Below are 25,996 nucleotides of genomic sequence, written 5' to 3'. Positions count from 1 at the left end.
TCCCACAGCGCCACCCCCTCGCCCCAGTGCAGCCTGCCCACCAGCGGCCCCTGCCCGGCATCGGCATAGCGCTCGCGCAGCCCGGTGAAGTAGGCATCGTCACCATTGTCGCCGACCCACTCACCCAGCGAAGCCTGAAGCTCGCGCCAGGCCTCCTCCTCGGCGCGATGATAGCGACCGATGGGCTGAGCCAGTCCATGGTTCCAGTAAAGGGAGTAGCTTCTCGAAAGCGGTTCGACCACCGGGCCGATGACCATCATGTCCAGGTCGGAAAAATTGCGCGGTTCGCTGGCACTGTAGTACTCGTCGCCCAGGTTGCGCCCGCCGACCAGGGCCACCGCGCCGTCGGCAAGCCACAACTTGTTGTGCATGCGGCGATGCTGACGACCTGCCTGGGGAATCGAGGCCAGCACCCGGGTCGTCAGGAAGCCCCGCCCCAGGGCGAGCGGGTTATAGACGCGCACCTGGACGTTGGGGTGACTATCCAGAGCGGCCAGGCGCCGCCCTTGCCCCACCGCGCCGATATCATCGAGGAGCAGGCGCACCTTCACGCCCCGCTCGGCGGCGTCCAGCAGGCGGGAGAGCAGGATACGGGTGGTCAGGCCGTCCCCCATCAGGTAGGTCTGGATATCCAGCCGCTGATCGGCCTGTTCGCTGAGCAGTACCCTGAGGCTGAAGGCATCCTGTCCGCTGGAGACCAGGGCGAAGCCGCTCTGGCCATCGTGGGGGGCGGCACTCTGGGCAGCCCACTGGCCCAGCCAGGTCGTCTCGGTATCATCCGGTGTCATCGCCGCGCCGTGCTCACGGGGCGCGGAACTGGCGGCACAGCCTGCCAGCAGCCACGGCAGGGCAATCAGCAGGGCGCCAGCCAGCCTTCTCACCCAGGCAGCGGCTCGACTCTCAGGTATCGTCATCGTCATCCGCCAGGCGGCGGTCCATGGCCTTGCGCGCCTTGTTGTGACGGTATAGGCGCGCCAGGGCCAGAAACAGGGCGCAGAGCACCATGACGCCCAGGGTCACGCCCTGCCAGGGCCGGGCCGAATCGCCCATGAGGGTTTCCAGCGTGATGATCAGAATGAAGCCCAGCGCCTGGCTGGCGATGGCCAGGGCTCTAAGGGTATCGAAAGACGACTTTGCCATGAGGGCTCCCGCCAGGTGACAGACCAATGCTCGCACAGTAGGCTTTGCACAGCCTGCGCCGTGATGTAAACAAGTGTGCGATTCTACCCGGTCCTGCCGCCAACGCCGACCCCGTTCTCGGAGCTGAACCCAATGGATGCCTTTGCCCTGGGCCCCGTGCTGATTTCCGTACCCCGACTCTATGCCATCGGCTGCGCTCTGCTGCTGCTGCTGGCCGCCTGGCTGCTGCTGGGGCTCTCCACCGGCACCCGGGTTCGCTGGTTCAACGGCCTGATACTGACCTGGCTGGTGGGCGCTCGACTGGGGTACGTGGCGATGAACCTGGACGCCTACGCCGCCGCTCCGCTGGACGTGCTGAAACTCTGGCAACCCGGCTTTCACGGTATCTGGGGGCTGCTGGCGGCATTGATCTGGACCGCCTGGTCCCTGCGCGAGCACCTGCTGTCGATGATCGGCGCCATGGCCCTTACCATCGGCACCTCGGCCCTGTGGCTGGTACTGGTCACCCTGGTACCGCTGGGCGGCGACATGGGGATACGCGAGCTGCCCGATGTCACTCTGGAGAACCTCGACGGGGAACCGGTCAACCTGCAGTCACTGCGCGGCGAGCTTGTCGTGGTCAATCTGTGGGCCACCTGGTGCCCCCCTGCCTGCGCGAGATGCCGCTGCTGGCCGAGGCCGACACCCGGGATGGGGTCTCGGTGGTAGTGATCAACCAGGGTGAGGAGCTGCTGCAGGTGGTACGCTATCTCGACGAGCAGGCACTGGCCTTTCGCTACCCGCTGCTCGACCCCGGCCAGGTGATGATGAGAACCATGGAGTCCCCCGGCCTGCCAACCACGGTGCTGTTCAACCCCGAGGGGCATGCCGTGGAGCGCCATGTGGGCGAACTTTCCCGGGCCCAGCTCGATAACTGGCTCAGCAGGCACTGAGGGGTCTCGCCCCTACCACTTCCTGCCGTACATCACCACTCTTAAGCCATGGCGGGCTTTGCGTTAGAATCGCCCGCCCTGTTGCTGCCGATGGCCACATCGGCGGCGAGCGCACCGTTTTCAGCATCTCCGAGGCATCATGAGCGACTTTTCACCCGGCCAACGCTGGATCAGTGACGGCGAGGCCGAACTGGGTCTGGGCACCATCCTCAGCTGCGACCAGCGCAGCGTTACCGTGCTGTTCGGCGCCAGCCAGGAAACCCGTACCTACAGCAGTCGCCAGGCGCCCCTCACCCGGGTGGCCTTCGGCAGCGGCGACCGCATCCAGTCCAGCGACGGCTGGCAGCTGCTGGTCGAGGACAGCAAGGAGATCGACGGACTGATCGTCTATATCGGGGAGGATGCCCAGGGCCAGTTGCGAGAACTGCCCGAAGCCAAGCTGGCCGACACCATGCAGTTCGACCAGGCCCGCGATCGCCTGCTGACCGGCCAGGTGGACCGCAACGACTGGTTCGACCTGCGCTTTCGCACGCTCCACCACTTCAACCGTATCGAGCAGAATCCCGCACTGGGCATGTCCGGCCCCCGCATCGACCTGATCCCGCACCAGCTCTATATCGCCGACGAGGTCTCCCGCCGCCACGCCCCGCGGGTGCTGCTCGCCGATGAGGTCGGCCTGGGCAAGACCATCGAGGCGGGGCTGATCCTGCACCGACTGCTGCTGACCGGCCGCGCCGAGCGGGCGCTGATCCTGGTACCGCCGAGCCTGACCCACCAGTGCTGGTTGAATTGCTGCGCCGCTTCGCCCTGGACGTGACCCTGCTCGATGAGCAGCAGAGCCTGGCCCAGGCCGAGACCAATCCCTTCGAGTCCGGCCAGCTGGTCCTCGCCAGCCAGGATTGGCTGTTCGCCAACCCGCACCGCCAGGCCCAGGCCGAGGCCTGCAGTTGGGACCTGCTGATCGTCGACGAAGCGCACCACCTGGACTGGAGCGACGAGAAGGTCGGCCCCGGCTACGCCTGCGTCGAGCGCCTTGCTGCGACCGTGCCCGGCGTGCTGCTGCTGACCGCGACCCCGGAACAGATGGGACTCACGAGCCACTTCGCCCGCCTGCGCCTGCTCGACCCGGACCGCTACCACAGCCTCGAGCGCTTCCGCGACGAGGAGCAGCACTACGTGGAAGTGGCCCAGGCCATCGACGCCCTGGAGCGACTGCCCACAGCCGACGGCAGCGACAGCGACGACCGCGAACGGGTCGCGGGGGTGATCGAGGAGCCCGACAGCCTGGCCCTGCTGGCCACCCTGGCCAACTCCGAGAGCGACACGGCCCAGCAGGAGAGCGCCCGCAGCCAGCTGCGCGATCAACTACTGGACCGCCACGGTACCGGCCGGGTGATGTTCCGCAACAGCCGCCGCCACGTCGGCGGCTTCCCCGAGCGTCGCCTGCACCTGGCCTATCTCACCCCGCCTTCGCCCTACCGGCGCGCATTCCGCAAGCTCGAGCGTGACGAGGACTACCTCGACGAACTGCTGATCGAGACCGGCCTCGACCACCCGGATGTATTGATCTACCCGGACGCCATGTATCGCGCCCTGGCCGAGGACCCACTCAACGCCGAGCCCTGGTGGCAGTTCGACAACCGGGTGGCCTGGCTGATGGAGCGGCTGAGCGACGACGGCGAACACGGCTTCGCCGGCGACAAGGTGCTGGTGATCGCCCACGGCCGTGAAACGGCCCAGGAGCTTGCCGAAGCGCTGCGCGTGCTGGGCGGCATACACGCTCCGGTCTTCCACGAAGGCCTGAGCCTGGTGGAGCGGGACCGCGCCGCGGCGGACTTTGCCGACGAGGAGGAGGGCAGCCAACTGCTGGTCTGCTCGGAGATCGGCTCGGAGGGGCGAAACTTTCAGTTCTGCCGACACCTGGTGATGTTCGACCTGCCCCAGCACCCCGACCAGCTCGAACAGCGCATCGGCCGCCTGGATCGCATCGGCCAGCGACACGCCATCGAGATCCATGTACCTCTGTTCGAGGGCAGTCCCGCCGAGCGCCTGCTGCGCTGGTACCGGGACGGCATGGATGCCTTCCTGGCGCCCCACGGCGTGGGCAACGAGCTCTTCGATGCCTTCGGCGACGCCTCTCAGAGGCCCTGCTAGACGACGAGGCGCTGGAGGAGGTCATCTCCGAAACGCGAACCCTCTTCCTCAGCCGCCTGGCCGAGCGCGATGCCGGCCGCAACCGGCTGCTGGAGCTCAATGCCTGCCGTCCGGCACGCGCCGAGGCAGTGGCCAGCGCCATCCGCGAGCTGGACGACGACGCCGCCCTGCCACGCTATCTGGATCAGGCGATGGATGTCTTCGGCGTCGACAGCCAGGAGCTGGGCAACGGCCTGCTGCACCTGCAGCCGGGCCAGCACATGCTCGATGGCCTGCCGGGCCTGGCCAAGGGCGAAGAGGGTTTTACGGCGACCCTCTCCCGGTCGCGGGCCCTGGCCCGCGACGACGTGCAGCGGCTGTCCTGGGAGCATCCGCTGCTGCGCGAGATGATGGGGCGCATCATCGACGGCACCATGGGCAACACCGCCCTGTCGCTGCTCAAGCATCCGGCGATTCCCGCCGGGCGACTGATGGTGGAACTGGTCTTCCGCACCCACTGCCCGGCGCCGAAGCGGCTGCATGTGAACCGCTTCCTGCCGCCCACCGCCGTGAGGGTGCTGCTCGACGAGTCCGGCGCCGTGCTCACCGACAAGGTCTCCTTCACGGGGCTGTCGAAGAACCTGCAGAAGGTCAAGAAGGCGATGGCACGGGACCTGATCCGCAGCCGACACGATCAGCTGCGTGGCCTGCTCACCCAGGGCGAGTCGGAGGCCGAGCGGGAGCTGCCGAGCATCATCGAAGCGGCCCAGACCCGCATGCGCAGTGAACTGGATACCGAACTCGCCCGCCTGGAAGCCCTGGCACGGCTCAACCCGGCGGTGCGCGAGGAAGAGCTCGACGCCATGCGCCGCGAACGCAGCGCGCTGGACACGGCCATCGACGGGGCCCGGCTGCGGCTCGATGCCGTGCGAGTGATCGTCACGGTGGATCAGGAGAGCCGCTGACCCCTGGGCGAGCTCAGCGCCTGCCCAGGATTTCCGCCAACGCCTCCTCCAGGGTCGGATAGCGAAACTCGAAGCCGGCGTCGAGCAGACGCCGGGGGCGCATGTCAGCACCGGTCAGCAGCAGCCGGGCCATCTCGCCGAAGGCAGTTTCCAGGGCGATGGCGGGAACCGGCAGCACGGCGGGGCGATGGAGCTGGCTGGCCAGCGTGCGGGTGAATTCGGCATTGGTGACCGGCTTGGGAGCGCTGCCGTTGAAGGGCCCTTCCATGTCGCCATGCTCCAGCAGGAACAGGATGATGCGTACCAGATCCTCGCGATGGATCCAGGGCATGAACTGCTTGCCGTCGCCGAACCGCCCTCCCAGCCCCAGCTTGAAGGGGGGCAGCATCTTCTGCAGGCTGCCTCCTCCGAGGTCCAGCACCAGCCCGGTACGCAGCAAGGCAACCCGCGTGCCAAAGTCAGCCGCCTCCCGGGCGGTGTCCTCCCAGCGCTTGCAGAGACGGTGGGCGAACTCATCGTGGGGTGGTGTCTCCTCGGTTACCTCGCGATCGCCCTGATCGCCGTAGTACCCCATGGCCGAACCCGACACCATCACTCGCGGCGCCTGCCCCCCCGACTGCTTGAGCTGCTCGCAGAGGATCACCAGGTCACGGGTGATATTGACTCGCGAGTCGATCAGCCGCTTCTTCTGATTGTCGCTCCAACGACGAGCCGCTATCGGCTCACCGGCCAGGTTGACGATGGCGTCCGGTGGCGCGTCAACGAAATCCAGCACGGAGCCACGAACATCGGTGCCCGCGGGAAGTTGCCCCTTTGCATCCTTGGGGTCTCGCGAGACCACCTGCAGGCGATGCCCTGCTTCCTTGAGGCGCTGGCAGAGGCGCTGCCCCACGAAGCCACTGCCACCCGTCATCAGCACGCGCATAGCACTCTCCTCCCCTGGATTCATGACTGCGCACATAAAGTTATACAGCCGTTGTACGCTTCTGCTAGTCTAACGTAAATACCGCTCCCCTGTGCGAGGTCTTCATGTCACCACCGACACGCCCCACAGCCGCCATCATCGGCGCCGGCATCGCCGGCCTTGCCTGTGCGCGAGTCCTTCACGAGGCCGGCTGGCGGGTCAACGTGTTCGAAAAGGCCCGCGGCCCGGGGGGGCGCATGACCAGCCGGAGCCTTGCCGCCGCCACGGTGGATATCGGCGCGCAATTCTTCAGCGTCAGGGACGATGCCTTTCGCCGAGAAACCGAAGTCTGGCTGAAGGCGGGCCTGGTGGCACCCTGGCCATGGAAACTGTGGCGAGTTACCGGGGACAGCTGGCACTACCGTCATGATGGCAGAGAACGCTACGCAGGCAAGCCACGCATGAGCGCGGTAACGCGCCATCTCTCCCGGGAGCTGGAGCTGGAGTCGAGCTGTCGCATCGTCTCGCTGACAAGGGACAAGGGTCGCTGGTCGCTCCAGGACCAGGCCAGGCGGTACCACGGCCCCTTCGACCATGTGGTGATCTCGACCCCTTCGCCGCAGGCCCAGGCACTGGTGGCACCTCATGCCCCCCCTCTGGCCGAGGCGTGCGAAGCGATCATACAGCGCCCCTGCTGGGCGGCCTGGGCCTGTTTCGAGAAACCACTGCCAGCGCCACCGAACGTCGCCCAGGACTGGCAGGCCGTGATGTTTTCCGAGGGCCCGCTACGCTTTGTCGCACGCAACGATCACAAGCCCGGCCGTGAACAGCAGGGTGAAAGCCTGACTCTGCTCGCCGGGCTGGAGTGGAGCGAGGCGCACCTGGAACTGCATGAAAGCCACGTGGCCAGCAGGCTGCTGACCGCCTTTCGCGAGGCCTTGCCGGATGCCACCGAACTGCCGGCGATCACGGCGGTCGGCGCGCACCGCTGGCGCTACGCTCAACCCGATGTCTTCGCCGGTGGCGAGGCTATCAATCGGGATTATCGGCTCTCGGACACTGGCCTAGCGCTTTGCGGCGATGGCTGGCGTGGGCCACGCGTGGAGGATGCCTGGCTCTCCGGCCATCACCTGGGCAATGCCCTGAGGGGCAAAGGCTGACACGGTGAACCCTTGCTGGAGGCGCTCCACCGACCGTTCGGCGAGGCGCTTCCACTGATCGCAACAGCAACGGTTGTACATCTCTCGATTGATGTACAATATTGTCCACCCAGGAACGTCGCGCCCGGATGCCTGACATCCTCATGGCGGTCTGGAACGGCAATGACAACAGCGAGAGGCAGATGCAAGCATGACCGACAAGGCAACCCACCCGGCCGACACACCGCTCTATCCGATCCGCGAAGTGTCGCGCATAACCGGGGTCAATTCGGTCACCCTGCGCGCCTGGGAGCGGCGTTACGGGCTGATCTGCCCCCAGCGCACACCGAAGGGTCACCGCCTCTATGCACGGGAAGACATCGACCGCGTCGAACAGATTCTGCAGTGGCTGAGCCGTGGCGTACCGGTCAGCCAGGTCAAGGAGCTTCTCGACCAGCCCGAGGCAGCCCCCGTCCCCGAGCCAGCCTCAGGGGACTGGCCCAGCCAGCGTCGCCAGCTGGTTGCCGCCGTGGAGGCAATGGACACGGCGCAGCTTGAGCGGCTGTTCAACCAGAGCCTGGCACTTTATCCGGTGACCACCAGCCTGGACGAGCTCTGGCAACCCACCATACGTGAGCTGGAAGAGCGCTGGCACGATCAGCTCGGTGCCAGGCTGCAGCGAGTCAACCTGGAAACCTTCCTGCGTACGGTCATCGGCATCCGTCTCTACCATGCCAACCAGGTCGCCAAGGGTCCGGTGGTACTGATGAGTGCGCTTCCCGATGATCCCGGCCCGCTGTGGCTGCTGCTGGCGGCACTGGCCGGCAGCGAGGCCGGCTATCGCATCCAACTGCTCGACGGCTCGCTGCCCTTCGGCGAACTGCCGCTGGCGGTGGAGCGACTGAAGGCCTCGGCCATGGTGCTGGTCAGCGGCCGCGCCGAGCGCCCCGATCTGATTCGCCGACAGCTGCCCCGCCTGGCCGAGCAGCTCGATGTCCCTCTGGGTCTCTGCGGGCCGGTGGCACGGATACGCGGCAACGACCTGGTCGACAGCCAGGTGGAGCTGCTGGGAGATGACCTTCCCCTGGCGCTGGCAAGGCTGCGTTCGCTGCTGAAGGGCGCCTGACCATCGCCCCAATCCGGGAGCCAGCATGACCTGCGTACTGATGTGGTTTCGTAGCGATCTGCGTGTCCATGACAATACGGCCCTGGCTGCGGCTGCGCGCCAGGGCCCCGTGGTGGCGGTGTTCCTGCGCTGCCTGCCTCAGTGGCAAGGCTACGGCCATGGCGCCAACAAGCTCGACTTCTGGGGCCGTGGCGTGTCGGCACTGCGCAAGGAGCTGGCCGGCCTGAACATCCCGCTGCTGCACCGGGATATCGAGACCTACGACCAGGCCCCGGCGACATTGCTCGCCATCGCCCGGGAGACAGGGGCGAAGGGGCTGCATTTCAATGGCGAGTACCCCCTGGACGAGCAACGTCGCGACCGGGCCGTCGCCACCGCCTTCGCCCGGGCCGGGCTCGCCACCGAGGCGCATCACGACGCCACGGCCTTTGCCCCTGGGGAGCTGCTGACGGGCAAAGGAGACAATTTTCGCGTCTTCACCCCCTTCGCCAAGGCTTGGCACCGGCAGCTCAGCGCCAACCGCCTGGCGCTTCGCGAGCCCCCTCGGCCCCAGTCACCACCGGCCATCGACTCCGACCCGCTGCCGCCCTCTCCTCACTACGAGGAAGACCCCGTTTCGACCGACGACTGGCCTGCCGGCACGGAGCCGGCAGCCGACAGGCTTGAGCGCTTCCTGCGCTTTCGTGGTCGCCACTATGCGCAGCAGCGTGACTTTCCGGCCATACACGGCACCAGCGAGCTCTCGCCCTACCTGGCGCTGGGAATGATTTCCCATCGCCAGTGCCTGCAGGCGGTGCTCGGCGAGAACCATGGCCGCCTGGCTGAAGGCGATCTCGGCCTTGTGACCTGGGTGAACGAACTGGTGTGGCGCGAGTTCTACCAGCACGTGGCGGCGGGCTTTCCGAGGGTGTGCCAGCATCGCGCCTTCCAGCGGCATACCGAAGCCGTGGCATGGCGCAATGACGACGTCGGCTTTCGCGCCTGGTGCGAGGGGCGGACCGGCTACCCCATCGTCGACGCTGCCATGCGCCAGCTGGTGCAGACCGGCTGGATGCACAATCGCCTGCGCATGATCACCGCCATGTTTCTCAGCAAGCACCTCTTGATCGACTGGCGACACGGTGAGGCCTTCTTCCTGCAGCACCTGGTCGACGGGGAGTTCTGCGCCAACAACGGCGGCTGGCAGTGGGCGGCTTCCACCGGCACCGACGCAGCACCCTATTTCCGCGTCTTCAACCCCACCACCCAGTCGAGCCGCTTCGACCCGGAAGGTGCCTTCATCGCCAAGTTCGTGCCGGAGCTGGCCAACCTCCCCCCCAAGGCCAGGCTTGCCCCGTCCCCGGCGCAGCGGCACCAGACACGATATCCGCCCCCGATCGTCGATCACAAGGCCGCCAGGCTAAGAGCGATTGACGCCTTCAAGGCACTGAAAACCGACTGACACCACCCACGGGAGCCCCCCATGAGCCAGGCCACTGCCCTGGAGGCCTTCTGCGCCTTCTTCAACAAACTGGACAAAACCTATACAAGAAATCTATACCAGGTATATACTGATGACGTGGTCTTCACCGATCCCCTCCACCATATAGAGGGACGGGAAGCGCTGGAGAGGTACTTCCAGGGGCTGTACGAGAACGTGACGGAGTGCCGGTTCGAGTTCCACGACCGCCTACGGCAGGGTACCGAAGCCTGCGTAACCTGGACGATGCGACTGTCGCATCCGCGGCTGGCTCGCGGGCGCCCAGTCCTGGTGGAGGGGTGTTCGAGGCTGTCGTTCTCGACTGACGACCCGCTGCGGGTATGCCGGCATCGCGACTTCTTCGATGCCGGCGCCATGCTCTACGAGCACCTGCCGATTCTGGGCCCGACGGTTCGCGTGTTGAAGCGCCGCCTGGGCAAGTAAACCGGCGCCGCTCAGCGGTGCCGCTCAGGGAGGTTGCATGGTGGCACTGAGTGGAAAGCGAGTGGTCTGGCTGACCGGAGCGACCTCGGGTATCGGGCGCGCCCTGGCCATTCGCCTGCTGGATGAAGGGCATCACGTGGCAATCAGCGCTCGTAGCCTCGGTGACCTGACCGAACTCGCCGGCGACCGCAGCAATGCCCTGCTGCTGCCACTGGACGTCAGCGATCGCGAAGCGGTGCGCGCCGCGGGCATCCATCTCGACGACCTGTTCGGCAGACTGGACCTGGTGATCTTCAATGCCGGCACCTGCGAATACGTGGACGTGCGGCAGTTCGATCTCGACCTTGTGCAGCGGGTCTTCGCACCCAACTTCTTCGGCGTCCTTCACTGCCTGGATGCCGCCCTGCCGCTGCTGCGCAAGGCTCGTTCCGAAGGCAGCCGCCCGCTCATCGCAGCGACGTCCAGCGCCTCGGCCTACGTGCCGCTGCCACGGGCGGCCGCCTACGGCGCATCCAAGGCCGCCCTGAGCCACTTCCTTGAGTCACTCCGCCTGGACCTGCATGAGGAGGGTATCGATATCAGCCTGATACATCCTGGATTCGTCGAGACACCCCTCTCGGCGCGCAACGACTTCCCCATGCCCATGCGGATCTCTGCCGCCGCGGCTGCCGAAGCGATTCTCCAGGGCCTCGAGCACCGCCGCCTGGATATTAATTTCCCGCGCCGCTTCACCCTGGGCGTGCGACTGATGGGGATCCTGCCCCCGGCCCTGCGTCATCGCCTGGGCCTTCGCCTGGCACGCCCTTCGCCCAGTGGGGCAGGCCCATGAACACCGCCTTCACCCGTGGAAGCCCAGGACAGCGAGACGCCCAGCGCATTGCCGTGGTCGGCAGCGGCATCAGCGGCATGGCCGCCGCCTGGTACCTCAGCCAGCGCCATCATGTGACGCTGTTCGAAGCCGCCGACCGGCTGGGTGGGCATACGGCGACCATCGACGTGGCCCTGGATGGAGAGCACCACGCCATCGACACGGGATTCATCGTCTTCAATGATCGCACCTATCCCCATTTCCAGCAGCTGCTCGCCGAACTCGGCGTCGCCAGCCAGCCCACCGAAATGAGTTTCTCGGTGCACGAGACGCTGCAGGACTTCGAGTACAACGGCCATACCCTGGGCTCCCTGTTCGCCCAGCGCGGCAACCTTTTGAGCCCCCGCTTCTATCGGTTGCTGGGAGATATCGTGCGCTTTAATCGACGCGCACGACACGAGCTGGACAGTGGCAGTCTGGGCGACGACATCAGTCTCGGTGACTACCTGGACAGAGCCGGCTACGGCCGCGATTTCCAGCGCCGTTACCTGCTGCCCATGGGGGCTGCCATCTGGTCGGCGAGTATTCGCGACATGCGCACCTTCCCGGCCCTCTTCTTCCTGCGCTTCTTTCATCACCATGGTCTGCTTTCGGTCAACGACCGGCCCCAGTGGTACACCCTGGTGGGGGGCTCCCGTGCCTACATCCCGGCAATGACCGCCCCCTATGCGGAGCGTATCCGGCTCGCCACGCCGGTACTGAGCATCCGCCGCAACACAGACGGCGTCATGCTGACCACCGCCCAGGGTCACGAGCAGTATGACCAGGTGGTGCTGGCCTGCCATGCCGACCAGGCGCTGAAGCTGCTCGATGATGCCAGCCTGGCCGAGCTGGAGGTCCTGGCCTCGCTGCCCTACCGCGACAATGACGTGGTACTGCACACCGACACACGGCTGCTGCCGCGCCGCCGCCGCACCTGGGCAAGCTGGAACTACCGTCTCGACGGGCGAGGCGACGCCGCCCGGGCCGCCGTGACCTACAACATGAACATCCTGCAGCGGCTCGATACCGCGCACACCTTCTGCGTCACGCTCAACGACAGTGTTGCCATCGACCCAGCCAAGGTGCTCGGCCGGTTCCGCTATGCCCACCCCCAGTTCTCGCTGGCCGGACAGGCGGCCCAGGCCCGCCACGCCGAGATCTCCGGCGCGGACCGGCGCACCCATTTCTGTGGCGCCTACTGGCGCAACGGCTTTCACGAGGACGGTGTATGGAGCGCACTGCGCGTGGCACGCGACCTTGGCTGCGATGAACCACTGCCCCATGCCGAGTCCACGCCCGCGCTTGTCCTGGAGACGCCGTAATGATCGCCGAGCCCCATTCGCGGATCTACCAAGGCACCCTGCGGCATCGCCGGTTCCTGCCCCGGGACCACGCCTTCGACTATCGGCTATGGATGGCCTGGCTCGACCTGGAAGAACTGCCCATGCTGTTCGATGGTGTCCCCGGCTTCAGTGCCCGGCGCCCGGCCCTGGCGCGCTTTCGCCGCAGCGACTACCTGGCACCCCATGACCGACCACTCGAGCAGGCCGTGCGCGAGGAGGTCGAACGCCAACTCGGCGTCGCCCCGGAGGGCCGCATCTGCCTGCTGACGCAGCTGCGCACCCTGGGCTCGGGCTTCAACCCCCTGTCGCTCTATTACCTCCACGACAGAGACGGCAGCTTGCGCGCCCTGCTTGCGGAGGTCACCAATACGCCCTGGGGGGAACGCACCCGCTACGCCTGTCGCGTGGACCCTGACCGGCACCAGCACACCGCCAGCTTCGACAAGGCGATGCATGTGTCGCCCTTCCACCCCATGGACATGACCTATCGCTGGCGTTTCAACACCCCGGGGAATCGGCTGTTGATGCACATGGAAAACTGGCGTGAACAGCAACGACACTTCGATGCCACCCTGCTCCTCACCGCCAGGCCGGCCACCCGCAGAGTGCTGCTGGAGACCCTGGCGCGTCAGCCCTGGATGAACCTCAAGAGCCGGGCCGCGATTCACCTGGAGGCGCTGCGCCTTTGGCGCAAGGGCGTTCCGATCCATGACCATCCCACTCGTTCCACCCGCGAGGAGACTTCACCGTGACGTCGTTCCGTTCCGCTTCCTGCCACCCGGTGCCGGTCAACGGCGGGCGCCTGACACGCTGGCTCCGGCCCCGGGTGATGGCCCAGCTCGACCGCCTGGAGGGCGGCCGGATCACCCTGATCGAAGGCAGCCAATGCCACCATCTCGGCCAGGACGGCCCGCTGCAGGTGACTCTGGTGGTGCGCGACCCACGGGCTTGGCAGCGACTGGCCCTGGGGGGCAGCGTAGGGGCGGCCGAAGCCTATATCGACGGCGACTGGGATGCCGACGACCTGGTGGCCCTGATCCGCCTGTTCGCCGCCAACCTGGAGCGGGTCAACGGTGACATGGAGAACGGCACCGCCCGGATGGCAGATGGCTACTGGGGGCCCTGAACGCCTTGCAGCGAAACACCCGTAGCGGCGCCAGGCGTCACATTGCCGCCCACTACGACATCGGCAACGACCTGTTCGCCACCTTTCTGGACCGTGAGCACCGGATGTATTCCAGTGCTGTCTTCCCCCGAGCTGACGCCACTCTCGAGGAGGCCTCCACCCACAAGCTCGACCTGATGCTGGCCAAGCTCGACGTACGACCGGAGCACCACCTGCTGGAGATCGGTACCGGCTGGGGCGGCCTGGCCATCCATGCGGCGAAGACGCGCGGCTGCCGCGTCACCACCACGACCATCTCCGCCGAGCAGTACGCCTACACGGCGCTGCGTATTCGGGAAGAGGGGCTGGAGGAGAGGATCACGCTGCTGCAATTGGACTATCGGGAACTGGAGGGGCGCTTCGACCGGCTGATCTCGGTGGAGATGATAGAAGCCGTAGGGCATCAATACCTGCCGACCTACCTCAAGACGCTGGACAGGCTGCTGACAGACGATGGCCTGGCCCTGCTCCAGGCCATCACCATTCGCGACCAGCGCTTCGAGGCCGCCAAGCGGGAAATGGACTTCATCAAGCGCCACGTCTTTCCCGGTGGCTTCTTGCCCTCGCACCGTATCATCCTCGACGGTATGGCACGCCACACCTCACTCAACGTGCTGGCGCTCGACGAAATCGGCCCCCATTACGCCCGGACGCTGCGGGAATGGCGCCACCGCTTCGAGGCGAACCTGGAAACGGTGAGAAAGCTGGGCTACGAAGAACGTTTCATTCGCCTGTGGCGCTACTACCTGTGCTACTGCGAGGGGGGCTTTCTCGAGCGGACGATCGGCACCTGCCACCTGCTGCTGGCCCGGCCCGGTGCCCGGCCGGCGCCACTGGAAGGCCAACCGTGACCACAGGCAGCGATCAGGCGATGGGCGTGGCTCCAAGCTGGGCTGTCGACGACTGCCCGGCGAGGCTTTGCCAGTGCTCCTCCAGGGCCCCGACCGCCATGGGACGGGCGAAGAAGTACCCCTGAACGAGGCGACAGCCCGCATCGCGCAGGAAATCGAGCTGCCCCTGGGTTTCCACCCCCTCGGCGATGACATCCAGCGAGAGCCCATGGGCCATGGCCAGCACCGCGCTGACGATGGCGGCATCGGCCGGGTCGTCGGGCAGTGAGCGGATGAAGGCCCGGTCCAGCTTGATCTTGTCCAGCGGCAGCCGTTTGAGATAGCTCAACGACGAATAGCCGGTGCCGAAGTCGTCGATGGCGATGCGGTGGCCCCGGTCCCGCAGCGCCTCCAGCCGCGGCACGATATCGCCGGCACGTTCGTCGAGCAGCACCGACTCGGTCAGCTCGAGGCCTAGCTGGGCGGCGGCGATACCGTGACGGGCCAGGCCGGAGGAGAGCGCCGACTCCAGCTCGCCCTGAAACATCTGGATGGCCGAGATATTGATCCAGACCGGCAGCGTGGGCATTCCCATCTCGCGCCAGCGCGCCATCTGCCCCAGCGCTTCGTCGATCACCCAGTTGCCCAGCATGCCCATCAGACCGTGCCGCTCGGCCAGGGGGATGAAGTCGCCCGGCGAGACGATGCCATGCTCCGGATGCCGCCAGCGCAGCAGGGCCTCCAGCCCTACCACGAGGCCGTCGCGGGTCCGGTGCTGGCTCTGGTAGTGGAGTTCCAGCTGGCCGCCGTTGGCCAGGGCGTCACGCAGGCTGTAGACCAGCGCCATCTGCGGCGTGTCCTGAACGTCCAGTGCCGGCCGGAATCGCTGGCTGACGTTGCGCCCGTGGCGCTTGGCCGAGTAGAGCGCCGACTCCAACCGCTGGAAGAGCACCCCGGAGTCGTTGCCATCCTCGGGCGCCCTGCAGCTACCGATCGACAACCCCAGCCGAAGCGAACGGTGGTCCATCTCAAAGGGCTCGCCCAGGTGCTCCCGCAGCCCGGCAACCCACTTGTCATGGTCGTCGAAGGTGGTGGTACGAATCACCAGGAACTCGTCGCCACCCAGGCGACCCACCACCCCGCCGGCCACATGTCCTGCCAGCCGCTGTCCGAACCGGGCCAGCAGACGATCGCCCTGATCGACACCCAGGCTGTCGTTGACCGATTTGAAACCGTCGATATCGATGATCGCCATGTCGAGACTCTCACCCGCTCGCAGGTGGCGCAGGCGAGAGGTCATCAGGTCGTGGAGCCGTCGTCGGTTGGGCAGCCCGGTCAGCGGGTCCTCGAAGCCAATGCGTCGCAGGTCCTGCTCGCGGGCCTTGTGCACGGAGATGTCGGTGAAGGTGCCGACGTAATGGGTGATCTGCCTCCCTTGCCCATCACCGCCTTGACACGCAGCCACTCGGGGTATTCATCGCCCTGCTTGCGCCGGTTCCATATCTCACCCTCCCAGCGCCCCTTGCTTTCCAGTGTCTGCCAGAAACGCTTGAAAAAACTGGAATCGTGCCGGGAAGCCACCAGGTTGGCGGCATTGACACCGCGCACCTCGTCCTCGGTGAAGCCGGTTATCCGGGTGAAGGCCGGGTTGACCGCCAGGATGCGGTTCTCGGCATCGGTAATCTGCACGCCCTCCTCGGAGAGCATGAGTGCCTGCTGCATCAGGTCGGCATTCTGGCGTTCACGCCGCAGCTGTCTCCAGGCATGGGCCAGGCCAGCGACCACGACGGTCGCCGCCACCAGGCGAAGACCCGGGCCAGGCAGCCAGACGCATGCCAGCAGCGCAGCCAGTGCGGCCCAGGTCAACGGGCGATTGATCGCGAAGGGTGACCACATGTCGTATCCCGGTCTGGCGAATGAAGGGGAAATCGCGCCCGTGCTGCGCATCGAACTATCGAGTAGAGTATCGACTGATTGCCCAGCCACTTTAATCGCTCCGGCACCTCGCGTCATGCCTGACGTGCAATCACCGGCCTCGGCCAGTAGACTAGTCAGGGCCGCCCAGGGCGGGACGGCCCAAGAGCCAATGCCGCGTCCGCTATACTCGCGGGAAGGCCCACAACAACTGCGACTCGGAACGACTCAGTGACCAAGCAACACTCTTTCGTACGCGAAGAACTGCTGGCGTGCAGCCGCGGTGAGCTTTTCGGCCCCGGCAATGCCCAGTTGCCGGCTCCCAATATGCTGATGCTCGATCGCATCACGCATATCCACGAAGCGGGAGGCCAGTTCAACAAGGGCGAACTGACCGCCGAACTGGATATTCACCCCGACCTCTGGTTCTTCGACTGCCACTTCCCCGGCGACCCGGTCATGCCCGGCTGCCTGGGTCTGGACGCCATGTGGCAGTTGGTGGGCTTCTATCTCGGGTGGCTCGGCCATCCCGGCAGGGGGCGTGCCCTGGGTTGTGGTGAGGTCAAGTTCACCGGCCAGATTCTGCCTGATGCCAAAAAGGTCACCTACCAGATCAACATCAAGCGCATCATCACCCGGCGCCTGATTCTGGGCATGGCCGATGGTACAGTGACTGTAGACGGCCGCGAGATCTATCAGGCTCATGACCTGCGTGTCGGCCTGTTCACTTCTACCGCGAATTTCTGATCAGGAGGCTTCCATGCGACGAGTGGTAGTCACCGGCCTGGGCATCGTATCGTGCCTGGGCAACGACCGGCAGGCGGTCGTCGAGGCGTTAAGGAACGGGCGCTCGGGCATTCGCTTCAAGGAAGAATATGCCGAACGCGGTTTCCGCAGCCAGGTGGCCGGGGCCGTGGATATCGATCTCGATACCCTCATCGACCGCAAGCTGCGCCGGTTCATGGGCGACGCCGCGGCCTATGCCTATGTGAGCATGGCCCAGGCGGTCGAGGATTCGGGGCTCACGCCGGAGCAGGTCTCCCATGAGCGCACCGGGCTGATTGCCGGCTCCGGGGGGGCTTCCAGTGCCAACCAGGTCGAAGCCGCCGATGTCATGCGCGAGAAGGGCCTGCGCCGGGTCGGTCCCTACCGGGTCACCCGAACCATGGGCAGTACCGTATCCGCCTGCCTGGCCACGCCCTTCCAGATCAAAGGGGTCAACTATTCGATCTCCTCGGCTTGCGCCACCTCGGCCCACTGCATCGGCAACGCATGGAGCAGATCCAGTTAGGCAAGCAGGACATCGTCTTTGCCGGCGGCGGCGAGGAGGAGCACTGGACCCTCTCCTGCCTGTTCGATGCCATGGGTGCCCTGTCGACGCACTACAACGACACGCCCGAGAAGGCCTCCCGCCCTTACGACAAGGCGCGAGACGGCTTCGTCATCGCTGGCGGCGGCGGCATGCTGGTGCTCGAGGAGCTGGAGCATGCCCGTGCCCGCGGCGCGAAGATATACGCCGAACTGGTCGGCTATGGCGCCACCTCGGACGGCCACGACATGGTGGCCCCGTCAGGCGAAGGCGCCACACGCTGCATGCGCCAGGCGCTCGCGACGGTGGAGGGTGATATCGACTACATCAACACCCACGGCACTTCGACGCCGGTGGGTGATGTCGCCGAACTCAAGGCCATCCGCGCGGTATTCGGCGACAGCACCCCGGCCATGAGCTCCACCAAGTCACTGACCGGCCACTCGTTGGGCGCCACCGGGGTTCAGGAGACGATCTATTCGCTGCTGATGATGGAGAACGACTTCATTGCCGCCTCGGCCAATGTCGATGAACTCGACGACCAGGCCGCCGGCTTCGATATCGTCACCAGCCGGCGCGACGGCGTGACCATCGAGCGGGTACTCTCAAACAGCTTCGGCTTCGGCGGCACCAACGCCTGCCTGGTGCTCCAGCGCTACCGCGACTGAATCACTGTCGCACCCTGAAAAAAGGCGCCCGCTAAGCAGGCGCCTTTTTTCGTATCCCGATGTGACGACTCCGATTTACCTGACCTGGCCTTCATGGCCCGCAAAGGGCTCATGACGTGGAGCGTACGCTCCGCTGGCGGCCAGGCGCAGGGGCCTCGGGCCTCGGCACTTCGGAAATCTCCCCCAGCCGCGCCTCGATCCAGGCCTCCACCTCGACCAGCACCTCTTCGGGTGTACGACCCTCGGTGGCGATGGGCTCTCCCACTACCACATTAAGCAGCCCCGGATTCTTGACCCAGTGCCGCCCCGGCCAGCGCTCACCGGCGTTGTGCGCCACCGGCAGCACCGGCACCCCTGCACGGCAGGCAATCACCGTACCGCTCTTGTTGTAGCGCCTGCGCTCGCCGGGGGGGACCCGGGTGCCCTCGGGAAATATCAACACCGAAAGGCCTTCGTTCAGGCGCTGCACCCCCTGGGTCAGGACCTGGCGCATGGCCCGTGCCGGCTTCGAGCGATCCAACGCAATGGGATGCAACAGGCGCAGCCCCAACCGAACAGCGGAATCCGCAACAGCTCCTGCTTGAGCACCGTGCACACCGGCGGCTTGAGAACCTGCAGATAGATGGTTTCCCATTCACACTGATGGTTGGCCAGGATCACGCAGGGTCCCTCGGGCAGGTGCTCCTTGCCGATGACCCGGTAACGCACACCACAGGTCCAGCGGAACCAGGCGGTAATGAAGTGGTTATAGAGGTTGAGCATGCGGTATCGGGACTGAAGCGGAAGAAGCGGCGCCACCGGCAGGAAGAGCCCCCCGCAGACCAGAAGGGCAAGGAAATAGCCGAAATAGAAGAGCAGGCTGCGAATCACATTCATGGGTGATCATCACCCTCCTCGAGCGGTCGCCGTGACTGACACCAGTCATCCAGCAGACGCCCCACTTCCAGTCGCCAGGGCTTCTGGTGAACGCCGAAGGCCTCCAGCACGCGCCGGCAATTGAGCACGCGTCGCAGCGGCTGATCGTGATGATGCTTCAGCGGCTTCACCTCCCCCAACGCCACCCGTTCACCCAAACCTTCGAGGCGAGTGGAGAGTTGCGTCCGGACCATGGTGGTGAAGGTATAGGCGCTGACCGGCTCCGTGCCCGCCAGGTGATAGGCGCCCCAGGCGGTGGAGCCGCAGCCGAGCTGGTGCAGCATGCCGACCAGTGCCATGGCCACGGCATCGGCCGAGGTGGGGCAGAAGATGACATCCTGGGCGGCACGCACATCCTCCCCGCCCACCAGGCTGTCGATCACGCCGCTCAGCCAGGCATGCCCCCCCTCCAGGGCGAACAGCGGGCCCAACCGCACGATCAGGTGCCGGGGGTGGCTGCTGCGGATCCGATCCCCGATGGCGATCAGGCGTCGCAGGCTCTCATCCCGTGGCGCCGGGATCACATGCTCATCGATCGGGGTATCGAAGCCATCCTGGTAGAGCTGGTCGGAGACGCACCAGACCAGCGGCGTATCGGTCTCGCGGCAGGCCGCCAGGCCGATATCCACCCCTTCGCCATGGCTTACCACGGCGGCGGGCTCGATCTCCATCGGTGCCGACAGTGGCGGAATGATCACCGCATCCGGCCGGAGTTCGCGCAGATAGGCGGCATCGATGGCGATGCCGGGCTCGATGACGAGTTCGGTATCGCTTCTTCGGTGCGCCACCCGGGCCAGCGCCAGGTTCAGGCAGTGACCGGCATCCAGGATCAACAGCTTCACTCAACGCCTCCGCCAGTCAGGGCAATAGACACTAGAACGGGATCTCGTCGTCGAAATCGTCGAAGCTACCCGGGTCGGGGGCACCATAGTTACCCTGCTGCTGACCACCCTGCTGCTGGCCGCCTTGCTGATGGCCACCCTGTTGCGGGGGCACCGCAGCCGGGGCCGGGCGCGGCTGGGGCTGCCCGCCGCCATATCCGCCCTGCTGCGGGGCATTTCCGTAACCACCCTGCTGGGGTGCCTGGGCCTGCGCGCCGAAGCCCGCACCCTGGCCGGGAGCATCACCGCCGCGGCTATCGAGCATCTGCATGTCGTTGACCACGATCTCGGTGGTATAGCGATCCTGGCCGTCCTGCCCCTGCCACTTGCGCGTCTGCAGACGGCCCTCGAGGTAGACCCGGGAGCCCTTCTTCAGGAACTGCTGGGCAATCTCGGCCAGCCGGTTGAACAGCACTACCGAGTGCCACTCGGTGCGCTCCTGCTTCTGACCGCTTTGCTTGTCGGTCCACGTATCGGTAGTGGCGACGCGCAGGTTGGCGACGGGACTGCCGGACGGCATGAAACGGACCTCGGGGTCCTGCCCCAGGTTGCCGATGAGAATGACCTTGTTGACGCCACGGGCCATGCTGGACTCCCTATTGGTTGTATACACTCATTTGTGATGAATTCCCGGCGGCGCCCACTCGGCAACCACCGAACTGCAGGTCAGCTACCGCGATCCTGATTCGGACGGACCAGGCGAGACAGTGCATCCCTGTCGAGACGCCGCCGGTCCACCTTAAGATAGGCCAGCCGCTCCTCAGGTACGACCAGTACGTCTTCAACGCCGGCCACCTCGGCGAAGCTCGCCATCAGGGTATCCAGCGTATCGTCCTGCTGGTCTTCATCCAGTTCGATCACTTCGCTGGAGAGGTGGGGCGGAGCCGGCATGCCCAGCATCAGCAGCCACCATATCCCCGCCAGCAGGGCGCTGCCGACGAAGACGGCAGGCAGCCCCCACTGCTGGGCCAGAAAGCCACCCAGCAAACCGCCTAGAAAAGCGCCCAGGAACTGGCTGGTGGAGTAGACACCCATGGCCGTACCCTTGGCCCCCGCCGGTGCCAGCTTGCTGAGCATCGACGGCAGCGTGGCCTCGAGAAGGTTGAAGGCCGTGAAGAACAGCAGCAGCCAGGCGAACAGCGCCCATACCCCGGTGCCGATCCCGGCCAACCCCGCCAGGCTGACGGCAATGGAGCCGATCGCCAGCAGGCACATGCCCTTCATGCGCTGGCGCTTCTCGGCCAGCACCACCAGCGGCACCATGCAGAGGAAAGCCAGCAGCATGACGCCCAGGTAGGTCAGGCCGTGCCGCTCGACGCTGATGCCCGCCTCGAGCAGGCGGAATGGCACCGCGACGAAAATCGCCATCAGCACCAGGTGCAGGGCAAAGATCGACAGGTCCAGGCGCCACAGGTCGGCCCGGGTGAGTATGACCGCCAGCTGCCGGCGATCGATGCCGACATCGCGATGACGCATGCGCCGCGGGGCCGGCGGCACCAGCTTCCACAGCACCACCAGGCCGAGCCCGGCCAGCATGGCGGTGAACCAGAATACCGACGACAGCCCGAAGGTCGCCGCCAGCCAGGGGCCCAGCACCATGGCCACGGCGAAAGCCACGCCGATGGAGATCCCGATGGTGGCCATGGCAGCCGTGCGCACCTGCTCCCGTGTCTGATCCGCCAGCAGCGCCATGATCGCCGCGGCAACGGCACCGCTGCCCTGGAGGCAGCGGCCCAGGATCACGCCACCGATGGTATCCGCACCGGCGGCCACCACGCTACCGAGAAGAAACAGCAGCAGTCCGCCGGCAATTACCGGCTTGCGACCGATACGGTCGGAGAGCAGGCCAAAGGGGATCTGCAGGATGGCCTGGGTCAGCCCGTAGACCCCCAGGGCCAGCCCTATCAGCAGGGGCGTGGCACCGGCCAGCTCGTCGGCATAGAGCGCCAGCACCGGCAAGACCATGAAGAGTCCCAGCATCCGCGTGGCATACAGGCTCGCCAGGCCGGTGATGGCCCGCCGTTCGGTGGCTAGCAGCAGTCCAGAGACCTTGCGCATAGAGTGACGAGAATCCATGGGTAGGCGGGCTCGATGCCCTAAGGTGAACCGCCTATTCTATCGGTTCCGGACCACACAGGAAACGTCCCCGCCACAGCCGCTTTGCTGCCCGGTGTACCGCAGACGTATAATCGAGGTTTTGCCGTGCGTCACGAGGTGGGAATGGACAGAATACTGGTCAGGGGTGCCCGCACTCACAACCTCAAGCAGATCGACGTCGACCTGCCCCGGGACAGCTTGATCGTGGTGACGGGACTCTCGGGCTCCGGCAAGTCATCGCTGGCGTTCGACACCCTCTATGCCGAGGGGCAGCGCCGCTACGTGGAGTCGCTCTCCACCTATGCCCGCCAGTTCCTGTCGATGATGGAAAAGCCCGACGTGGACCATATCGAAGGCCTGTCGCCGGCAATCTCCATCGAACAGAAGTCCACGTCACACAACCCCCGCTCCACCGTGGGCACCATCACCGAAATCTACGACTACCTGCGCCTGCTGTTCGCCCGGGCCGGCACACCGCGCTGCCCGGAGCATGGCGAGGAGCTCGAGGCGAGCACTATCTCGCAGATGGTCGACCAGGTATTGGCCCTGCCCGAGGGCAGCAAGCTGATGCTGCTGGCCCCGGTGGTCAAGGGGCGCAAGGGCGAGCACCTGCAGCTGATCGCGGAGCTCCGCGCCCAGGGCTTCGTGCGCGCCCTGATCGATGGCCAGGTGCTCGAACTCGACGACATCGCCCCGCTGGACAAGAACAAGAAGCATGACATCAGCGTGGTGGTCGACCGCATCAAGGTCCGCGAGGGCCTTGAGCAGCGGCTGGCGGAATCCTTCGAGACCGCCCTCGGCCTATCCGACGGCATCGCCATGGTCCACTTCATGGACGGCGAGGCCGACGACATTATCTTCTCGGCGCGCTTCGCCTGCCCGGTATGCGGCTATGCCATCGCCGAACTCGAGCCCAGGATGTTCTCGTTCAACAATCCGGCCGGGGCCTGCCCCACCTGCGACGGACTGGGGGTGCAGCAGATCTTCGACCCCCACAAGCTGATCAGCCACCCGGAGCTGTCGCTGGCCGAGGGGGTGATCAAGGGCTGGGATCGTCGTAGCGTCTACTATTTCAGCCAGCTACAGGCCGTCGCCAGCCATTACCGTTTTGCCCTGGAGACGCCCTGGCAGGAGCTGGCCCGCCATGAGCGCGAGGTTATCCTCAATGGCAGCGGCAGGGACGAGATCGCCTTCAGCTACGTGAACGACCGCGGACGCAAGGTCACCCGGGAGCATCCCTTCGAAGGGGTGCTGCCCAACATGCAGCGCCGCTACCGTGAGACGGAATCGAGCATGGTCCGCGAGGAGCTGTCGCGCTATATCGCCGAGCAACCCTGCCCGAGCTGCCACGGCTCACGCCTGCGTCTCGAGTCGCGCCACGTCTTCATCGACGAGCGCACCCTGCCCCAGATCGTGGAGCTGCCCATCGGCGAGGCCAGGGACTATTTTCGCCAGCTGACGCTACCCGGCCGCAAGGGCGAGATCGCCGACAAGATCATCAACGAGATCCACGCCCGGCTGGAATTCCTGGTCAACGTGGGGCTCGACTACCTCAACCTGGAGCGCAGCGCCGACACCCTATCCGGCGGCGAAGCCCAGCGTATCCGCCTGGCGAGCCAGATCGGCGCCGGCCTCGTCGGGGTCATGTACATTCTCGATGAGCCTCCATCGGCCTGCATCAGCGCGACAACGACCGCCTGCTCAAGACCCTGGTTCACCTGCGCGACCTGGGCAACACCGTGATCGTGGTGGAGCATGACGAGGAAGCCATCCGCGCCGCCGACCACGTGCTCGACATCGGCCCCGGTGCCGGCGTGCACGGCGGACGGATCGTCGCCCAGGGTACCCCCGAAGATGTCATGGCCAGCCCCGACTCCCTCACCGGCCAGTACCTCTCCGGCAAGCGCCGCATCGAGATTCCCCCCTGGCGCATTCCCGGCAACCCGGAGAAGCAGCTGCGCCTGACCGGTGCCAGCGGCAACAACCTGCATGATGTGACCCTTAGCCTGCCGCTGGGTCTCTTCATCTGCGTTACCGGCGTGTCCGGCTCGGGGAAATCGACGCTGATCAACTCGACGCTGATGCCCATCGCCGCCCGGGAACTCAATCGCGCCACCACCCTGACGCCTTCCGCCTATGAGACGATCGAGGGGCTCGACCAGCTCGACAAGGTCATCGACATCGACCAGAGTCCCATCGGACGCACGCCGCGCTCAAACCCTGCCACCTACACCGGCATCTTCACGCCGATCCGCGAACTCTTCGCCGGCACCCAGGAGTCGCGCTCGCGGGGCTACAAGCCGGGGCGGTTCTCGTTCAACGTCAAGGGCGGTCGTTGCGAGGCGTGCCAGGGTGAGGGCATGATCAAGGTCGAGATGCACTTCCTGCCCGATATCTACGTCCCCTGTGATGTCTGCAAGGGCAAGCGCTACAACCGCGAGACCCTGGAGATCCACTACAAGGGCAAGAGCATCCACGAAGTACTGGAGATGACCGTCGAGGAGGCGCTGGAATTCTTCAGCCCGGTGCCTGCCATCGCCCGCCGTCTACAGACACTGCTCGACGTGGGGCTCTCCTACATCCGCCTGGGGCAGAGCGCCACCACCCTCTCCGGCGGCGAGGCCCAGCGCGTCAAGCTGGCCCGGGAGCTGGCCAAGCGCGATACCGGCAAGACGCTGTACATCCTCGACGAACCCACCACCGGGCTGCACTTCGAGGATATCCGCCAGCTGTTGACCGTACTCCACCGCCTGCGCGACCACGGCAACACCATCGTGGTGATCGAACACAACCTCGATGTGATAAAGACCGCCGACTGGGTCATCGACCTCGGCCCCGAGGGCGGTTCCGGCGGCGGACGCATTATCGCCGAGGGCACCCCGGAGCAGGTGGCCAAGATGGAAGTTTCCCATACCGGGCGCTTCCTCAAGCCGCTGCTGGAGCGGACCAAGGCCAGCAAGGCAGTGCCAGCAACAGCCAACTGACTGGAGGGCGGGCACAACGCCCAGCGGCGCCGGGGATAGGTCGTAGCGGGGGTCCGATTCCAGGGAAGGAATCGGTAGCGTACAGGGAAGTATTCACAGCGCCCCCGCGAAGACCTATCGCCGGGCAAGCCGCGGATCAAGACCCAGCGGAGCAGCAGCTCACCGGGCAGAGATGAAAAAAAACCGGCTCCTGAGGAGCCGGTTTTGGTATTGCTGCTACAGCACTGCCGGGCTTGGCCCGCAGCCGAGAATCACTCCTCGACGGCGACCTCTTCCTCGGACTCGACGATCGGACGATCGACCAGTTCGACGAAAGCCATCGGCGCGTTGTCGCCGGTGCGGAAACCGCACTTGAGGATACGGACGTAACCGCCCGGACGCTCGGCGTAACGCGGACCCAGCTCATTGAAGAGCTTGCCGACCGCTTCCTTCGAGCGGGTACGGCTGAAGGCCAGACGACGGTTTGCGACGCTGTCCTGCTTGGCCAGGGTGATCAGCGGCTCGATAACGCGACGCAGCTCCTTGGCCTTGGGCAGTGTTGTCTTGATCACTTCATGTTCGACCAGCGAGATGGACATGTTCTTGAACATGGCCTGGCGGTGCGAGCTGGTACGATTCAGGTGACGACCACTCTTACGATGACGCATGGTTGCTATTCCTTACCAAACTGGGACTCGAGTCGACGCTCACGCAGAGGCCTTGTCGTCCTTCAGGCTTGCCGGAGGCCAATTCTCCAAACGCATGCCCAGGGACAGACCGCGTGCTGCCAACACGTCCTTGATTTCGTTCAAAGACTTC

General features: G+C 65.7%; 17 protein-coding genes and 7 pseudogenes. 14 read left to right on the top strand and 10 right to left on the bottom strand.

Annotated elements, in window-relative coordinates; translation table 11 throughout:
- Positions 1-914, bottom strand: a 914-nt coding sequence (locus tag Q427_RS10820) for a phospholipase D-like domain-containing protein (protein WP_231613620.1), incomplete at its 3' end; no start/stop codon positions are given.
- The gene (locus tag Q427_RS10815) at positions 901-1,140 is read right to left on the bottom strand and encodes a hypothetical protein (protein WP_043513739.1); all 240 of its coding nucleotides are present in this window, start codon (positions 1,138-1,140) and stop codon (positions 901-903) included. The genes Q427_RS10815 and Q427_RS10820, both read right to left, overlap by 14 nt.
- A gap of 132 nt (positions 1,141-1,272) precedes the next feature.
- On the opposite strand from Q427_RS10815, the gene Q427_RS10810 reads away from it, so the two are divergent.
- The 3 genes and pseudogenes from Q427_RS10810 (at position 1,273) to rapA (ending at position 5,170) form a co-directional block, all read left to right on the top strand.
- Positions 1,273-1,848 (top strand): TlpA disulfide reductase family protein, encoded by a 576-nt coding sequence (locus tag Q427_RS10810; protein ID WP_331280607.1) that lies wholly within the window; start codon positions 1,273-1,275, stop codon positions 1,846-1,848.
- Entirely contained in the window at positions 1,842-2,072 is a 231-nt protein-coding gene (locus Q427_RS36190) for a TlpA family protein disulfide reductase (protein WP_331280606.1), read from the top strand. The genes Q427_RS10810 and Q427_RS36190 overlap by 7 nt, the downstream gene beginning before the upstream one ends.
- Positions 2,073-2,211: 139 nt before the next feature.
- Positions 2,212-5,170: pseudogene (gene rapA, locus Q427_RS10805) on the top strand (RNA polymerase-associated protein RapA).
- Positions 5,171-5,183: 13 nt separating this feature from the next.
- On the opposite strand, the gene Q427_RS10800 reads toward rapA, so the two are convergent.
- A complete protein-coding gene (locus tag Q427_RS10800) occupies positions 5,184-6,095 on the bottom strand; it encodes a TIGR01777 family oxidoreductase (protein ID WP_043513737.1) in 912 nt (303 codons plus the stop codon).
- Positions 6,096-6,199: 104 nt separating this feature from the next.
- Between Q427_RS10800 and Q427_RS10795 the strand changes: the two genes are divergently transcribed.
- From Q427_RS10795 to Q427_RS10760, 8 genes and pseudogenes are all read left to right on the top strand, one after another.
- Positions 6,200-7,234, top strand: coding sequence for an NAD(P)/FAD-dependent oxidoreductase (locus Q427_RS10795; protein WP_043513735.1), 1,035 nt, complete (start codon positions 6,200-6,202; stop codon positions 7,232-7,234).
- A 190-nt stretch (positions 7,235-7,424) separates the two neighbouring features.
- Entirely contained in the window at positions 7,425-8,339 is a 915-nt protein-coding gene (locus Q427_RS10790) for a MerR family transcriptional regulator (protein WP_043513733.1), read from the top strand.
- 25 nt (positions 8,340-8,364) lie between these two features.
- On the top strand, positions 8,365-9,780 hold the full coding sequence (phrB, locus tag Q427_RS10785) for a deoxyribodipyrimidine photo-lyase (protein ID WP_043513731.1): 1,416 nt from the start codon (positions 8,365-8,367) through the stop codon (positions 9,778-9,780).
- A 21-nt stretch (positions 9,781-9,801) separates the two neighbouring features.
- The gene (locus tag Q427_RS10780) at positions 9,802-10,242 is read left to right on the top strand and encodes a nuclear transport factor 2 family protein (RefSeq protein ID WP_043513729.1); all 441 of its coding nucleotides are present in this window, start codon (positions 9,802-9,804) and stop codon (positions 10,240-10,242) included.
- Positions 10,243-10,279: 37 nt separating this feature from the next.
- On the top strand, positions 10,280-11,071 hold the full coding sequence (locus Q427_RS10775; protein WP_043513726.1) for an SDR family NAD(P)-dependent oxidoreductase: 792 nt from the start codon (positions 10,280-10,282) through the stop codon (positions 11,069-11,071).
- Positions 11,068-12,414 carry an NAD(P)/FAD-dependent oxidoreductase gene (locus tag Q427_RS10770; RefSeq protein WP_051496292.1) on the top strand — a complete coding sequence of 449 codons (1,347 nt, stop codon included), beginning with the start codon at positions 11,068-11,070 and terminating at the stop codon, positions 12,412-12,414. The genes Q427_RS10775 and Q427_RS10770 overlap by 4 nt, the downstream gene beginning before the upstream one ends.
- Positions 12,414-13,187, top strand: coding sequence for a DUF1365 domain-containing protein (locus Q427_RS10765; protein ID WP_043513724.1), 774 nt, complete (start codon positions 12,414-12,416; stop codon positions 13,185-13,187). Before Q427_RS10770 ends, Q427_RS10765 begins: the two co-directional genes overlap by 1 nt.
- Before the next feature lie 77 nt (positions 13,188-13,264).
- Positions 13,265-14,451: pseudogene (locus Q427_RS10760) on the top strand (class I SAM-dependent methyltransferase).
- A 13-nt stretch (positions 14,452-14,464) separates the two neighbouring features.
- Here Q427_RS10760 and Q427_RS10755 read toward each other — a convergent pair.
- Positions 14,465-16,326 (bottom strand): annotated as a pseudogene (locus tag Q427_RS10755) (putative bifunctional diguanylate cyclase/phosphodiesterase).
- A gap of 249 nt (positions 16,327-16,575) precedes the next feature.
- Between Q427_RS10755 and fabA the strand changes: the two are divergent.
- Both fabA and fabB read left to right on the top strand, forming a co-directional pair.
- Complete coding sequence (gene fabA / locus Q427_RS10750; RefSeq protein ID WP_043513722.1) at positions 16,576-17,091, top strand: 3-hydroxyacyl-[acyl-carrier-protein] dehydratase FabA; 516 nt, start codon at positions 16,576-16,578, stop codon at positions 17,089-17,091.
- 13 nt (positions 17,092-17,104) lie between these two features.
- Positions 17,105-18,321: pseudogene (fabB, locus tag Q427_RS10745) on the top strand (beta-ketoacyl-ACP synthase I).
- A gap of 109 nt (positions 18,322-18,430) precedes the next feature.
- Here the strand turns inward: fabB and Q427_RS10740 are convergent.
- The 4 genes and pseudogenes from Q427_RS10740 to Q427_RS10725 form a co-directional block, all read right to left on the bottom strand.
- Positions 18,431-19,083: pseudogene (locus tag Q427_RS10740) on the bottom strand (lysophospholipid acyltransferase family protein).
- 110 nt (positions 19,084-19,193) lie between these two features.
- On the bottom strand, positions 19,194-20,078 hold the full coding sequence (locus tag Q427_RS10735; RefSeq protein WP_043513720.1) for a sugar nucleotide-binding protein: 885 nt from the start codon (positions 20,076-20,078) through the stop codon (positions 19,194-19,196).
- A 31-nt stretch (positions 20,079-20,109) separates the two neighbouring features.
- Positions 20,110-20,703, bottom strand: coding sequence for a single-stranded DNA-binding protein (gene ssb / locus Q427_RS10730; RefSeq protein WP_043513719.1), 594 nt, complete (start codon positions 20,701-20,703; stop codon positions 20,110-20,112).
- 80 nt (positions 20,704-20,783) lie between these two features.
- Positions 20,784-22,175, bottom strand: coding sequence for an MFS transporter (locus Q427_RS10725; protein WP_043513717.1), 1,392 nt, complete (start codon positions 22,173-22,175; stop codon positions 20,784-20,786).
- Between the two features lie 162 nt (positions 22,176-22,337).
- Between Q427_RS10725 and uvrA the strand changes: the two are divergent.
- Positions 22,338-25,198 (top strand): annotated as a pseudogene (gene uvrA / locus Q427_RS10720) (excinuclease ABC subunit UvrA).
- A gap of 251 nt (positions 25,199-25,449) precedes the next feature.
- Here uvrA and rplQ read toward each other — a convergent pair.
- Together rplQ and Q427_RS31245 are read right to left on the bottom strand one after the other, a co-directional pair.
- Positions 25,450-25,845 carry a 50S ribosomal protein L17 gene (gene rplQ / locus Q427_RS10715; protein ID WP_043513715.1) on the bottom strand — a complete coding sequence of 132 codons (396 nt, stop codon included), beginning with the start codon at positions 25,843-25,845 and terminating at the stop codon, positions 25,450-25,452.
- Positions 25,846-25,884: 39 nt separating this feature from the next.
- Positions 25,885-25,996: pseudogene (locus Q427_RS31245) on the bottom strand (DNA-directed RNA polymerase subunit alpha); the annotation flags it as partial.

This window comes from Halomonas sp. BC04 (genome assembly GCF_000568385.1).
This window is presented reverse-complemented; position numbering and strand designations above follow the sequence as displayed.